Genomic DNA, 13,316 nt, shown 5'->3' on the forward strand with positions numbered 1-13,316 from the left:
CATATTATGTCATTTCAGACCTATCATCTTATTACGCAAACGATCCTGCATTGTGGCTCAGGCCAATCGGTTGGGATTGTCGATCAACCGATTATTCGTGAGCGAGCGACAAATCTGCCCATCGTGCCAGGTGCAACCCTACGTGGCGTGCTGCGTGCGCATTTATCGACAAGCAGTAACGACAATGATTTAACAAGTGTACTGTTTGGGCGTCCAGCGAAAGGAACGAACGATAATTTTGCCGGAGCACTCTCCATTACCGATGCGCATTTACTATTACTGCCGGTGCGCAGCCTATATGGGATTGTAGCGTATGCCACGTGCCCATTTATTTTGCAGCGCTATAAAAAGGCGCTGGGAATAGCCATTGATCTGCCAACTGAAAGCAAAGATAAAGCCTATGTTGGCAAAGACAGCGAAAATAGCCCCGCTGATAAAGTCGTGTTTGAAGAGCTGGATATCGATGCGGTTAAAGGCGATGAACAAACGCAACAATGGGCCGAGTGTTTATCGAAAGTCATGTATGCGGATGATAAAGATAAAGCGGCTCGAGAGGTTTTCCAACGGCATTTTGTGATTTTGCCAGATGATGTGTTTGCCTATTTAGCAGAAACGGCGACCGAAGTCCGGACTCGCATTCGTATCAATCAAGACACAGGGGTAGTGGATAACGGCGCATTATGGACGGAAGAAAACCTGCCTGCTGAGTGTGTATTATGGGGGAGCTATAGCTTCAATGAAAGTACGAAACAATACCAATCAGAACACGCAGCGCAGTTTAAAGCCCTCGCTCATTTAGCATTGTTACAAATGGGCGGCAATGCCGGCGTAGGGAGTGGCTTGGTGCAAATGATGGTACAAGGAGAAGTAAGAGATGATGCCTAGAAATCAAATCATTGCTCAAACTACCTATCAACAGGTGGCTAAGCTCGAAGAGGGCGGGGACGAAACACTCAATAAGAGCTATGCCACCATTGCGCATAAACTGCCCACGATGATTCTACAAAATGGTTTACCACAAGCCACGGGATTTTTGCTTTCAAAAGCGTCTGAAGATTCCCATGCAAAATTATTGGATCATCTACTCGCTACTTTTAAGAAGATTGATAACGATTTTGACGATGTTCAAAATAGTGAAGCGTTCCATAAAAAAATCATTGACTCAGATCTCAAGCAAATCATGCGCTACACCCGTGAAGCACTGGAAATCTCTGGCTGGTTGCGCCGCTATGTACAAGGTGTGCTAAAACGAGGCCCATCTGGTGATATGCAAGATCAGGAGGAGGTAAGTCATGACTGATCTTCGCAGAAAAGATATTGATGATTTACTCAAGGTGCAGAAAAGCCAATCGATTAATCCTAGTCTTTGGTTACAAAAGGGGTTGAATCAGCAAAAAGAAGACAGCGATAAGATTGGCAAAGATGGTGAAACGCCTAAAACCAAGCATCTAAAAGAGATTGCTGATTTTACATGCGATCTATACCCGAAGGCCTTTAATCGCTGGTTTGATCTAACGAGTGACGGCAATCGTTTTAGCCAAACAGTGATGACACTTGAAAACCGTTTATTGATTGGCCTTACGGGCAATGGCGCATTAGAAACCGGCTGCAGTTTAAGCCGGAATTACGGCATGCCCTATATCCCCGGCGCCAGTGTCAAAGGTGTGGTTAGGGCGTGGGCAAAGAAAAATTTAACAGGCTCTACAAAAGCCATCGAACAGTTATTTGGCACCTATGACAGCGACCAGCCTGATCGAGTTTCAGGCACTGTGATATTTCATGACGCATGGTGGGTTCCACTAGAAAGTACGAAGCCGTTTGTACTGGATGTCGTCACTACCCATCATCAAGCCTATTACAACGGTAATCAAACCGAACCTTCGGATAAAGACAGCCCAGTCCCCAATCACTTACTCACCGTGCGAGGGAGTTTTTTGTTTGTTATCGAAGGCGATCCCGAGCACGTTAAACTGTGTCAGACAATGCTTACCAAAGCCTTGCAAGATAATGGCATCGGCGCGAAAACAGCGGCGGGATATGGATATATGGGAATGAATCAGCAGCTGCACGATGAACTGCAAAAAGAAGCTGAACTAAGATTACCCCCTGAAGTACGTGAAAAACGAGAATTGGAAGCAATACAACGTCAGCAGCGAGCCGAAAACGCTAAAACCGTGGAAGACGTTTGCAAAGAGCTACAAAAGCAATATAAGACGCAAAGTGATAATGAACAATACCGTGATAAATTGGAAGAGCGTATTGATTACGCTATTCAGAGCTGGGGCATGGAAGATCGTTTATCGCTAGCTAAATGCTTAAATGATATAGGTTACATTCCAAAGAATAAGAAAAATAAAAATCATGGGATAAGAAAAGCCCGATTAAAACAATTACGAGGTGAAAAATAATGGCTTTCAAACGAACTGGGCTTTTTTGGTTCATTGTATTTCTAATTCCAGTATTCGCCATTATTTTAGCTGGGATATGCGGCAATGAAATCGGTATTTACTCGATTGGTGACAAGGCTAGATTGTATATTGAAGGTAGCTTTATTTACAGCCTTGTCGTTTCAGTCTCAACCAGTTTGTTGGCGGCGGGGGTTGTGTATCTGTTTATTGATAAAAAATTACGAGAGCTATTGTCTCACGATGAAGTGATTACGGTCGTTTTAAAAACCAAGCACGGTGATACCAAAGAATGTCCACCGATAAGCCGTAAAGACTTTTGTCGCCAAGAGGTGTTGGGTTATTTAGGAATGCTGGGCGGATCGGAGCGATTTTCATTGAATTATATGAAAAAGAAAGAGTTTGGAAAGCGCATCCTCGAAATACAGCGGGGAAAAGGGAATGATGTACTAACCATAGCGTGTACAGATGAGGAGTTTAAGCAATTTGATCCTGACTACCTTGAGAATGATGATATAACGGTTGTTTTGCAATCTGATTCGAGTCCGGATAATAAAGTGACCTGTCCGGCCATACCAAGAAAAAACTTTTGCCGTAGCGAAGTACTTGCTTATATACAAATGGTCAGTAAAAACAAGTGCACTGAGACACAAGGTTTTGATATCGCCAGTCTTAAAACCCCAAAATTTGGCAAAGACCTATTGAAAGTGACGAAAACCAAAGGCCAGCAAAAATTTATCGTTGATTGTACTGATAAAGAAATGGAGCAATTTGATGATTGTTGCATGAAAGAGAAGTAGCCGCATAGGTTGCTTCTGAGCATAGCTGTGGTTCTATATAGATTTCCCCACGAGAAACAATGTACTCGGTGCATCATGCAAGCAAAGGGGAGGCGGTGATTTTGATATCAACCATCTGACCCTTTATTTTTCGCTGTTTTAACCCATTAATAAAAACAATAACTTAGAAGTGGCTCTGAAAAAAGGGTAAAAAGAGGGTATTTGAGTTAAGTCCTTGGTCTTACGTTGCTTTGTGCTATATTGGTCTAGTTCACCGCCGTATAGGCGGCTTAGAAACATACTAGTTACCCTCTACATCGAGACGGTGCGTTCACCGCCGTATAGGCGGCTTAGAAACACGAAAATCAGCATGTGGCCCGGCTCGGTGAGTTCACCGCCGTATAGGCGGCTTAGAAAGGGAAGCAGTTGCGCCTGGATGCCGACAAGGAGTTCACCGCCGTATAGGCGGCTTAGAAAAGCCCGGCCGGATTCGCGCTCGACCTCCTTGTGTTCACCGCCGTATAGGCGGCTTAGAAATGGTGCAGCTCTTCCCAGGTCTTAGCTGTCTTGTTCACCGCCGTATAGGCGGCTTAGAAAGATACCAACTACCATATTTTCTGGAATAGTATGTTCACCGCCGTATAGGCGGCTTAGAAAGACAAGGGCGATTTACTCGTGCTGCTGATGGTGTTCACCGCCGTATAGGCGGCTTAGAAAATTTGCGCGAAGGGCGACGCGGCACATTTCGAGTTCACCGCCGTATAGGCGGCTTAGAAACACTCCGGCCAACGGCACGCCAATCCAATACTGTTCACCGCCGTATAGGCGGCTTAGAAAATATTCGACAAAGGTTATTGCAGATCGAATGCGTTCACCGCCGTATAGGCGGCTTAGAAAGAAATAAGTTGTTAGCTGCTCCCGAATAATATGTTCACCGCCGTATGGGCGGCTTAGAAAGCCAACCTCTTGACCAGCGTATCTCACTGATGGTTCACCGCCGTATAGGCGGCTTAGAAATGGTGCTGCTTCTCTACGGCCTTACGGTCGCGGTTCACCGCCGTATAGGCGGCTTAGAAATTGACCGGGCGTTAAATTCAATTTCCCTTAGGTTCACCGCCGTATAGGCGGCTTAGAAAAAAGTCAAGCTAAATTTGTATTAAAGCTAAACGTTCACCGCCGTATAGGCGGCTTAGAAACAGGGTCGGCGGGGTGTCGATAACGCAGTAATGTTCACCGCCGTATAGGCGGCTTAGAAAATTTATATTAATGCAGTTACAAAACTCTTGGTGTTCACCGCCGTATAGGCGGCTTAGAAACATAAACCGTTTTATGTGTAAGGTTAAGTTTTGTTCACTGCCGCACAGGCAGCTTAGAAACCCGACCTCTAGGTTATGAGCCTTGCGAGATAGTTCACTGCCGAGTAGGCAGCTTGGTGAGAGATGAGAAAAGGAGCGGGTGGGGTTATATTGGTTTGGTTTGCTCTAAAACAGTGAAACCCCGATGTTGGTAGCATCGGGGTTTCGAATTTTCTGTGATATCTCGGGTGGTAAAACCGAACATCAACTATATGCAAAAGGCTGGAGGTAATCCGAAGAATTCCTGGTAAGGGAATTAGATACGGATGAAGTCCATGTGTTCAACTTTTGGCTTGAACGCGTGACGTTGAACGTCTTGAGGCTTAACCTTCACTTCTTTACCGTCAATCACAAGAGTGATTGCTTCGTAGAATTCAGGCTTGTCCATTTGGTTAAGAACGTCATCGTGGTTCAAAACGATTGATACAGGCGCTTCTTCACCACCGTATACGATAGCAGGGAAGTTGCCAGCGAGACGTAGGCGGCGGCTCGCACCTTTACCTAGCTCAGTACGTACTACTGCTTCAAATTTCATAGTATTTACTCTCAAAATAGTAAAAAAACATCACGTGTGCATGCGACCTTGCACTCCGTGGTACATCGCGGTTACAGAGAAAACTGCAACAAAGCGAGCGCGGATACTATCATTACTCCCACGGTAGAGCAACAGAAAAAATGGAACATGCTGAGTTTTCAAGACAATACGCGTTTGCATACGTCTTTAGGAGTATGAATGGAATGTGAATGACGGGCTCATTCTTCGTTCAGTTGGGCTTTGTTAGTGTAATCATCAACGTGGCGCAACCAACAAGGATAAGCCTTATGAAACCAATCAGTATCGTGATCATTACGTTGAATGAGCAAAAACGCATTAGTCGTTTGTTAAGTGATTTAGTCGTTCAGAATTATCGTAATTTTGAAGTGATCGTCGTCGATTCAGCCAGTGACGATTTAACCGTGAAGATTGCCAATACGTATGCGCCTCATCTGCCAAATTTACGTGTGCATACTATGAAAAAACGGGGTGTCAGTTTGGGCCGTAATACCGGTGCAACATTGGCCCAGTATGATAGATTATTATTTTTAGACGCCGATACGCGTCTAGAGCCGGATTTTTTGGCGAGCGCGATGAAAGATTTGGATAAGCGCAACTTGGATGTGGCTGGCGTGTACCGAAACGTGAATAAAGCGCCACTCAAATACAAAGCCGGCTATGGCGTGTTTAATGCGGGATTGTTCCTCAGTCAGTTCTTTTTCCCGACTGCAGTAGGCGCTTGTTTGTTCTCGACAAAGCAAACGCATCTCGACATTGGTGGCTTTGATGAGGAGATAGAGTTATGTGAAGACTGTGATTATGCCAGACGTGCATCGAAAGTGTCCCGTTATAGAATGCTTTCTCACACGATTTCCTTTGAGTTTGATCCGAGGCGTCTAATTTAGGACGGGTATTTATCCACCGGGGCGTTGTATCTACGAGCGAATATCCGTCGCTTAATTTTGGGCGAGATGCATAACCGTGAAATTCCGTATCCCTTTGGGCATTACAGCGAGCAATCTCGTTAACCTAGAATTCGCTTTAGTCCTCACATAAAGAGAGTGAGTCTTCTCTTTAGGTTGTCCACAAAAACGTGATGACGTTATGCGAATAAACCTCGAACACCGCCAGTGTTCGAGGTTTTTTATGGCGATAAGGCGTAGCGCCATAGGAAGTGGGGAAGGTTAACTAGGAAGCGTGGTCGCCGCGGCTATTTTAAAACGTAAGCACGCTTTAAGGCCGCCCAAATGACCCGGCTCTAAGCGCAGTTCGCCACGATAGCTGTGCGCCATTTCACTCACAATGTTTAAGCCAAGCCCCGTTCCGGGGGTGGTTTCATCCAAACGTACGCCACGCTGCACGGCTTGCTTCATAAGGGCTGGCTCAATACCGCTCCCATTATCTTCAATACACAAGTCAATCCAACCGTCGTGCTCATTCTCGGTATAGACTCGAATTAATGACGTCGACCATTTGTACGCATTCTCTAACAGATTGCCTGCCATTTCGTCGAAGTCTGAGCCTTCCACTGCAATGTACAAATCGGAATCGAGTTCGTTGACCAAGGTGATATCGCGTGTAACGTACACTTTATCAAATGCCATGGCGATGGCATCCACCCTTGAGCACGGGTTTGTTCTTACCGACAAGATATTGCTAGACCCTGCCATGCGTGCACGGCCTAGGTGATAATCAATTTGCGCCTGAATTTGCTTGAGTGGTTCGGCTAACCGAGCACTGTCCTCTGGGTTGAGTTGTGCGACGTCGTTTTTGAGTACCGATAGTGGCGTTTTTAACGCGTGGGACAGATTGCCTGATTGGTTTCTCGCTCTTTCCAATAACTCTTGATAATGGAACAGCAGGGCATTTAAGTCATCCGCTAGGGGGGACACTTCCTGAGGGTAGCGATTGTTGAGTGAAGATTGTTCGCCATTGCGCAATGCGGCGAGCTCACGCTGCATGCGTTTTAACGGCAGTAATGACCAAGACACTTGAATGCTGACAAACAGCAATATGCCAAAAAACAGCAGGCCAAGAATGGTCCAAAGCTGACCCATAATCTGTTGTAAGGTGCTTTGCATCGGCGCTTGATCGATACCCACCGTGATATGAATGCCATGGGCGACGTTGGGCAAATAAATGGTCCGGCTGAGTGTCAAAAGCGGTTCACCTCTCGCACCTTTGACCACTGGTTTGAGCCCTGACGTATCGGTACGCAGCGTTTTATCCCACAGAGAGCGCGAGCGCAGTTGGTCTTTATTCAGGCTGACCGACCAATAATAGCCGCTGTACGGCTGACTATAGCGAGGATCGGACAAGCGATGAGATAACAGCAAATTGCCTTGTTTGTCGGTATTGAGGTTGGCGGTGATCTCATCTAATGCTAAGCGCATTTGATCTTGGGTGCTTTCGACCAAATAGTTTTTCACCAGCGACGGGATCAAGTATCCCGCGGAGACCACCATGATACTGACCCAAAGTGTCGCGGCCCATAAAAAGCGGCTTTTTAAACTGAGTTGCGTTTTATGCCCGTCAGCGTGTTTATTCGGCATGCAGTTGGTAACCTAAACCACGGACGGTTTTAATGATGTTGGGGGCAATTTTACGGCGTATACGGCCGATGAACACTTCAATGGTGTTGGAGTCACGGTCGAAGTCTTGTTTATAAATGTGTTCGACTAACTCGGTGCGTGAGATGACTTTATCGGCGTTATGCATGAAGTAGGCAATGACCTTATACTCGAGCGCTGTTAAACTGACCGGCGTGCCTTTCCACATCACTTTCGAGCTGCGAGTATCGAGACTGAGATCGCCAACTTGGAGAATAGGAGACGCGTTGCCAGAGGCCCGGCGCAGCTGAGCGCGAATGCGCGCGATAAGCTCGACCACTTCGAAAGGTTTGGTTAAGTAATCATCCGCGCCTGCATTCAGGCCTTCTACTCGTTGAGTAAGGTTATCGCGTGCACTGAGCACCACGACGGGGGTGTTAATGTTTTCATCGCGCATGCTTTTGAGTACGGTTAAACCATCGAGCTTAGGTAAGCCTAAATCCAATACGATCACGTCCCATTCTTCAGACGTGGCACGGTACAAGGCATCCACGCCATCTTGTGACAGCTCTGGCACCCAATCGTGATTTTCGAGGGTTTCGATAATTTGTTGGCCTAGGCGAACATCGTCTTCGACAACGAGTATTTTCATGATTTTCCACTGTGTTTATTTAAGTACGGCTGTAACATCCCGTCCACGAATGGCCGTCATATTCAATGATTTTGCATTATAGCTGACGCTATACACGGTGTTTTGATAGACCAGTCTGAGATTGTACACCCATTGGTTATTGTTTTTATTGAGTTCAACCTTGATGACGCGTCCATGTAATTGTTGATCGACTTTGGCATACAGGGCCGAAAACGGATGGATGTCACCATCATGCACCGCTTGATAGACTTGTTGCTGATCGTCGGCGATCTCGACTTGTGTGCCATTTGGCGCATCATACATATCGGTTGCGGGCGAAGGAAAGTGATCATTGGCCCACGCCGGTAGTGTGACCCCAAGGAGTATTGCTGGCCATAGACACATTTTTAACTGATTCATCCGCATAGTGAACACCCTTTTTATCTCTGGTGGTCACGGTAAGGGTATCAAGCCATCCCTCACCGCAATTCTACCACCAGTTTGTACATGAATGTCTATAGTAACGGAGCGAAGATGAATCAAAACTGAACCTTGTCGTCATCACCGGATAAAAGTGTGGGATCCGTTGGACGCTCAAACAGCTTATCGCGAATGTTCCAAAAACGGCCTTTTTTGTGGGCAATGATAATTTCCGGTGGTCGGAAACGATGCACTTGATTGGCGATTTTAGTCGGCGCGGTATCGGTGAAGGGGCGGTGGCGGTCGACCAGCTGTGGATTAACAAAACGTTGTAAGAAAACCGTCTTTTGTGTTTTTGTCCATAGTGGCCAGACTTCACTGATCTCGGCATCTTGATCGCTTTGGTAAATCACTTTGAGCTGCGGTTTCCCCAATTGGTTTTTACCCGCTTCCATGCGTAAGTCGACACAATGCATGATTATTGCGTCTTTGAGTTTGAGTGCGTCTCGTAATTTTTTATCCGGGTCAACTAAGACGGCATCGCAGGTATGGCAGCGCCGCGCCGCGATGTCGTTGTCAGCGCCGCACTCACCACAGAACTTGGCGCGGAACCGATATCCGCATTCTTCTTTTTCGCCCGTGTCTTCCTCTTCAAAGTAGCCTTGGCAACGCCGGCCATAATGCTCGATAAGAAAGCCATTGGCATCCAGTTTGCCCCAGAAGTTGTTATTAAAACCGCAAGCCGGGCAGGGAATGGTGACGATTTCGCTGTCTGAGTCTGGGGGCGGCTCGCCCACTTCAGGCTGATAGAGATCGTAATGATTGCCTGCGTATTCTAAAACCAAACAGTCTGTTTTCTCCGGTGCTAAACGTAAGCCGCGGCCAATAATTTGTTGGTATAAGCTGATCGATTCGGTGGGGCGTAAAATGGCAATTAAATCCACGTGCGGGGCATCAAAGCCAGTAGTGAGCACTGAGACATTGACTAAATATTTGAGCTTTTTTTGTTTAAAGCGTTCAATGATGTCATCACGGTCATCGGCACTGGTGTCACCGATCACCAGAGCCGACTCTGAAGGCGGTAAATAACCAAGAATTTCCTTGGCGTGGTCGACCGTCGAGGCAAAAATCATGACGCCTTTGCGTGTTTGTGCGTAGTCGATCACTTGCTCGATGATGGCGGGCGTCGCACGTTGTGAGTCTTTCAACACGGAGTTTAAGTCATCTTGTTTGTAGTAGCCGTTCGTAGAAGGCCGGATGGAGGAAAAATCGTACCCGAGCACCGCCATGTCAAGAATGCGAGCGGGAGTGAGAAAGCCTTCATCAAGAAGATAACGAATTGGCAGCTCGAAAATGCAATCGTGAAAAAAGCGCGCTTGCTCGGTACGCACTTGGCCGCGCGTGTGATAACGATAAATCCAGCCCATATCTAAGCGGTATGGCGTCGCCGTTAAACCGAGCACTTTAATGTTCGGATTGACGGACTGTAAATGCGTAATGGCTTTGCGATACGCGCTGTTTTCATTATCGGGAACACGATGGCATTCATCGATGACTAATAAAGAAAATTGCTCCGAAAACTCGTCAAGGCCATTGACCATAGATTGAACAGAGGCGAAGACCACTTTTTCATCGGTTTCCTTGCGCCCTAATCCTGCCGAAAAAATCGCGGCTTTCAGGCCGTAGCTTTCGTATTTCGCATGATTTTGCTCGACTAATTCTTTGACGTGCGTCAGCACCAGCACGCGCCCTTTGGCGAGCCGAGCGAGCTCTGCAATCACCAAACTCTTGCCAGCACCGGTGGGTAACACGATGACCGCTGGGGTGTGATGATGACGGAAATAATGGATCACGGCTTTGACCGAGTCACTCTGGTACGGGCGTAATTGATACATGATTGAAATAAATTCTGTGAAATGGCTCAACTAATTGAATTAGGATAGGTATAATACCTGACTTAAAGCAGATGAGGTATGCATGCGTTTAGATAAATTTTTGTGTGATGTGTTAGGCGTGACACGTAAAGAAGCCACCATGCTTCTTAAAAGTGGTGAGATTGAAGTGGATGGGGCGGTCCTTAAAAAAGGGGCGGTGCATGTCACTGAAGACAATACCGTGGTATGGGGTGACCGTGAACTGACCTTATCTGGGCCACGTTATATTATGTTGCATAAGCCTCAAGGGGTCGTGTGTACCCACATTGATGACTATAACGACACGGCGTTTGTTTTATTAGATGAAGCCAATACGAAAGATTTGCACTTTGCCGGTCGTCTCGATGCGGATACCACGGGTTTAGTGTTGATTACTGACGATGGGCAATGGTCTCACCGAGTTACTTCACCAAAACACAAATGCGAGAAAACGTATCGCGTCTGGTTGGCAGATCCCGTACAAGCGGATTACGTGCAACAATTTGCATCAGGGATTGAACTGCGCAATGAGCGGGACAATACCTTACCTGCCAAACTTGACATCATCGATGACACTGAGGTGTTACTGACCATCCACGAAGGCAAATATCATCAAGTGAAGCGGATGTTTGCGGCCTTAGGTAATAAAGTCGTAAGGCTACACCGTGAGCGTGTTGGCAAGATTGTGTTGGATGAAGACTTAGAACCCGGTGATTACCGTTTCTTAACCGAGGAAGAAGTAAACTCGGTATGGTCTTAAGCCACGACGATACAAGCGTTGGGGGAGGTCGGTAAAACCCCCTTCACGTCTTATATTAATGAATGACATGAAGTGATGCCTGGCATCACTTCATTTTTTTGGAGATTTATGAATTCAACCACATCAAATTCCCAGTCCCATATTGGCCTTCTCATGTTCATTGTTCTGGGCTCCATCGGGGCATTAACTCCGCTGGCGATAGACATGTATTTACCCGCAATGCCGAATATTGCGAAAGACTTTGGTGTGACGTCCGGTGCGGTGCAGGTGACGTTAACGGTGTATACGGCAGGCTTTGCGATTGGCCAGTTGATTCATGGCCCGCTTGCGGACAGTTACGGGCGGCGTCCGGTGATGATTGTGGGTACGCTGTTGTTTATGTTGGCCGCGATGACGTGTGCCACCGCAGAAAGCGTACTGGAACTGACCTTCGTACGTGCGGCGCAAGGGTTTGCGGGGGCCGCGGCAGCGGTCGTGATTCAAGCTGTGGTACGCGATATGTTTGACCGAGAAGATTTTGCTCGTGCGATGTCGTTTGTCACATTAGTGGTGACCTTAGCTCCGTTATTGGCTCCGATGCTCGGTGGACATTTGGCCGTATGGTTTGGGTGGCGCTCGGTGTTTTGGGTGTTAACGTTATTTTCCGTCTTGGTGATTGCCTTAGTGTTGTGGAAAATCCCAGAAACGTTGCAACCGGAAAATCGTCAGCCAGTCCATCTGATGGGGACATTGCGCCATTACAAAACGTTACTGACGAATCCTCAAGCGATGGGGTTGATTTTATCAGGCGCGTTTTCGTTTTCTGGTATGTTTGCCTTTTTAACCGCGGGCTCTTTTGTTTATATTGATTTATTTCACGTCACACCGAATGACTTTGGTTATTTGTTCGGTTTGAATATTGTTGCCCTGATCATCTTCACATTAGTGAATAGCCGTTTGGTGAAAAAGGTTGGGTCGCACGCCATGCTGCGCTTTGGCCTGCTTGTTCAATTGATCGCAGGGATAGGCTTGTTCGTCGGTTGGTGGCTTAACCTTGGCTTATGGGGCATGGTTCCATTTGTCATGATGTTCATAGGCACCATTTCCACGATCGGCAGTAATTCGATGGGGTTGTTGCTGAGTGGTTACCCTCACATGGCCGGCACCGCTTCGTCGCTGGCGGGCACGTTACGTTTTGGTGTGGGCTCGTTAGTAGGCACGTTAGTGGCAGCGCTGCCTGGTGGCGTGCAATGGCCGATGATTGTGGTTATGTCCGCATGTTCGGTACTCTCTGGTGGATTTTATTGGCTGTTTGGAAGAAAGGCATAATGACTGATTATTATTTAGAGATTCAAAACGTTGTCAACTCGGCATTGGAAGAGTTGGAAGCGGAGCATGTGGCTGGAAAATTGGTCGATGCTCCTGTGGCCAATAACCACTTTTTAGTCCGTTGGGTAACGAAAGCGTTGAAGAGCCAACGCTTTGATCGTTGCGTACGTGATGATTTAGTGCGTTGGCAAAAAGCTGGGCGCTCGCAAGGTAACGATGCGCATTTGTTACCTACCTTCCGTCGTATTGCCGCGTACTACCGTCAATGCTATGCACAACCGGTTACGATTACCGATAAGAACATTGAAACCTTTTTGGATCAACTGGAAGAGCTCGGGTGGGAGGTGTCTACCTCGGAGCCGATTGTTGGACAGCGCAAAGTGCAAATCTACACGGATGGACAAAACTCTTTGGCATTATGTGCCAATCAGTGTGACGATTGTTTTGAGGGTGACACCTTGGTTAGTGTTATGAGCTGGTTCGTGCGCGGCGATCATCAGGTGTTTATCGAGTTAGCGTCGCAGGCAGGGTTTGTATTGCACAAACAAACCGATTATAAATCGGTCGTTAAATACCATGGTGAATATCACATCTTCCCGGGCAACCAAGGCAATCAATTGGCGCAAATTCCGTTGAGTTTTCAAGTTTAGCTGAGCCTTTT

12 protein-coding genes, 1 pseudogene and 1 CRISPR repeat array are annotated in these 13,316 nt (G+C 46.9%); of the genes and pseudogenes, 8 read left to right on the forward strand and 5 right to left on the reverse strand.

Annotated elements, in window-relative coordinates:
• Positions 1-6 precede the first annotated feature (6 nt).
• Genes cmr4 through EAE30_RS11340 form a run of 4 tightly spaced genes read left to right on the forward strand, consistent with a single transcriptional unit; the run spans position 7 to position 3,205 of the window.
• Positions 7-885, forward strand: a complete 879-nt coding sequence (gene cmr4 / locus EAE30_RS11325) for a type III-B CRISPR module RAMP protein Cmr4 (protein ID WP_123016013.1) — start codon at positions 7-9, stop codon at positions 883-885.
• Positions 875-1,300 carry a type III-B CRISPR module-associated protein Cmr5 gene (gene cmr5, locus EAE30_RS11330; RefSeq protein ID WP_123016014.1) on the forward strand — a complete coding sequence of 142 codons (426 nt, stop codon included), beginning with the start codon at positions 875-877 and terminating at the stop codon, positions 1,298-1,300. Before cmr4 ends, cmr5 begins: the two co-directional genes overlap by 11 nt.
• Positions 1,293-2,408: a type III-B CRISPR module RAMP protein Cmr6 gene (gene cmr6, locus EAE30_RS11335; RefSeq protein WP_123016015.1), complete on the forward strand. Its 1,116-nt coding sequence runs from the start codon at positions 1,293-1,295 to the stop codon at positions 2,406-2,408. Before cmr5 ends, cmr6 begins: the two co-directional genes overlap by 8 nt.
• Positions 2,408-3,205: an MATE family efflux transporter gene (locus EAE30_RS11340; RefSeq protein ID WP_123016016.1), complete on the forward strand. Its 798-nt coding sequence runs from the start codon at positions 2,408-2,410 to the stop codon at positions 3,203-3,205. The genes cmr6 and EAE30_RS11340 overlap by 1 nt, the downstream gene beginning before the upstream one ends.
• A 248-nt stretch (positions 3,206-3,453) precedes the next feature.
• Positions 3,454-4,560: a CRISPR direct-repeat array (repeat unit 28 nt; unit sequence GTTCACCGCCGTATAGGCGGCTTAGAAA).
• A 235-nt stretch (positions 4,561-4,795) separates the two neighbouring features.
• Here EAE30_RS11340 and rplY read toward each other — a convergent pair.
• Complete coding sequence (rplY, locus tag EAE30_RS11345; protein WP_123016017.1) at positions 4,796-5,074, reverse strand: 50S ribosomal protein L25; 279 nt, start codon at positions 5,072-5,074, stop codon at positions 4,796-4,798.
• Positions 5,075-5,361: 287 nt separating this feature from the next.
• Here rplY and EAE30_RS11350 point away from each other — a divergent pair.
• Positions 5,362-6,102 (forward strand): annotated as a pseudogene (locus EAE30_RS11350) (glycosyltransferase family 2 protein).
• 156 nt (positions 6,103-6,258) lie between these two features.
• Here the strand turns inward: EAE30_RS11350 and EAE30_RS11355 are convergent.
• The 4 genes from EAE30_RS11355 to radD all read right to left on the reverse strand — a co-directional run bounded on the left by EAE30_RS11355 (position 6,259) and on the right by radD (position 10,569).
• Entirely contained in the window at positions 6,259-7,626 is a 1,368-nt protein-coding gene (locus EAE30_RS11355) for an ATP-binding protein (protein ID WP_123016018.1), read from the reverse strand.
• Complete coding sequence (locus EAE30_RS11360; RefSeq protein ID WP_123016019.1) at positions 7,616-8,275, reverse strand: response regulator transcription factor; 660 nt, start codon at positions 8,273-8,275, stop codon at positions 7,616-7,618. The genes EAE30_RS11355 and EAE30_RS11360 overlap by 11 nt, the downstream gene beginning before the upstream one ends.
• Before the next feature lie 15 nt (positions 8,276-8,290).
• Entirely contained in the window at positions 8,291-8,674 is a 384-nt protein-coding gene (locus EAE30_RS11365) for a PepSY domain-containing protein (protein ID WP_241967763.1), read from the reverse strand.
• 119 nt (positions 8,675-8,793) lie between these two features.
• Complete coding sequence (radD, locus tag EAE30_RS11370; RefSeq protein ID WP_123016020.1) at positions 8,794-10,569, reverse strand: DNA repair helicase RadD; 1,776 nt, start codon at positions 10,567-10,569, stop codon at positions 8,794-8,796.
• A gap of 82 nt (positions 10,570-10,651) precedes the next feature.
• Here radD and rsuA point away from each other — a divergent pair, with 82 nt between their 5' ends.
• From rsuA to EAE30_RS11385, 3 genes are all read left to right on the forward strand, one after another.
• Positions 10,652-11,347: a 16S rRNA pseudouridine(516) synthase RsuA gene (rsuA, locus tag EAE30_RS11375; RefSeq protein ID WP_123016021.1), complete on the forward strand. Its 696-nt coding sequence runs from the start codon at positions 10,652-10,654 to the stop codon at positions 11,345-11,347.
• Between the two features lie 108 nt (positions 11,348-11,455).
• The gene (locus EAE30_RS11380) at positions 11,456-12,655 is read left to right on the forward strand and encodes a Bcr/CflA family multidrug efflux MFS transporter (RefSeq protein ID WP_123016022.1); all 1,200 of its coding nucleotides are present in this window, start codon (positions 11,456-11,458) and stop codon (positions 12,653-12,655) included.
• Positions 12,655-13,305 (forward strand): DUF2913 family protein, encoded by a 651-nt coding sequence (locus tag EAE30_RS11385; RefSeq protein WP_123016023.1) that lies wholly within the window; start codon positions 12,655-12,657, stop codon positions 13,303-13,305. The genes EAE30_RS11380 and EAE30_RS11385 overlap by 1 nt, the downstream gene beginning before the upstream one ends.
• Positions 13,306-13,316 lie beyond the last annotated feature (11 nt).

The organism is Vibrio zhugei (genome assembly GCF_003716875.1).
Classification (GTDB): Bacteria; Pseudomonadota; Gammaproteobacteria; order Enterobacterales; family Vibrionaceae; genus Vibrio; species Vibrio zhugei.

What these genes read in the sequence shown, in the direction of transcription:
- cmr4 (WP_123016013.1), top strand. Translation starts at nt 7, where the DNA reads ATGTCATTTCAGACCTATCATCTTATTACGCAAACGATCCTGCATTGT.
- cmr5 (WP_123016014.1), top strand. Translation starts at nt 875, where the DNA reads ATGATGCCTAGAAATCAAATCATTGCTCAAACTACCTATCAACAGGTG.
- cmr6 (WP_123016015.1), top strand. Translation starts at nt 1,293, where the DNA reads ATGACTGATCTTCGCAGAAAAGATATTGATGATTTACTCAAGGTGCAG.
- EAE30_RS11340 (WP_123016016.1), top strand. Translation starts at nt 2,408, where the DNA reads ATGGCTTTCAAACGAACTGGGCTTTTTTGGTTCATTGTATTTCTAATT.
- rplY (WP_123016017.1), bottom strand. Translation starts at nt 5,074, where the DNA reads ATGAAATTTGAAGCAGTAGTACGTACTGAGCTAGGTAAAGGTGCGAGC.
- EAE30_RS11355 (WP_123016018.1), bottom strand. Translation starts at nt 7,626, where the DNA reads ATGCCGAATAAACACGCTGACGGGCATAAAACGCAACTCAGTTTAAAA.
- EAE30_RS11360 (WP_123016019.1), bottom strand. Translation starts at nt 8,275, where the DNA reads ATGAAAATACTCGTTGTCGAAGACGATGTTCGCCTAGGCCAACAAATT.
- EAE30_RS11365 (WP_241967763.1), bottom strand. Translation starts at nt 8,674, where the DNA reads ATGAATCAGTTAAAAATGTGTCTATGGCCAGCAATACTCCTTGGGGTC.
- radD (WP_123016020.1), bottom strand. Translation starts at nt 10,569, where the DNA reads ATGTATCAATTACGCCCGTACCAGAGTGACTCGGTCAAAGCCGTGATC.
- rsuA (WP_123016021.1), top strand. Translation starts at nt 10,652, where the DNA reads ATGCGTTTAGATAAATTTTTGTGTGATGTGTTAGGCGTGACACGTAAA.
- EAE30_RS11380 (WP_123016022.1), top strand. Translation starts at nt 11,456, where the DNA reads ATGAATTCAACCACATCAAATTCCCAGTCCCATATTGGCCTTCTCATG.
- EAE30_RS11385 (WP_123016023.1), top strand. Translation starts at nt 12,655, where the DNA reads ATGACTGATTATTATTTAGAGATTCAAAACGTTGTCAACTCGGCATTG.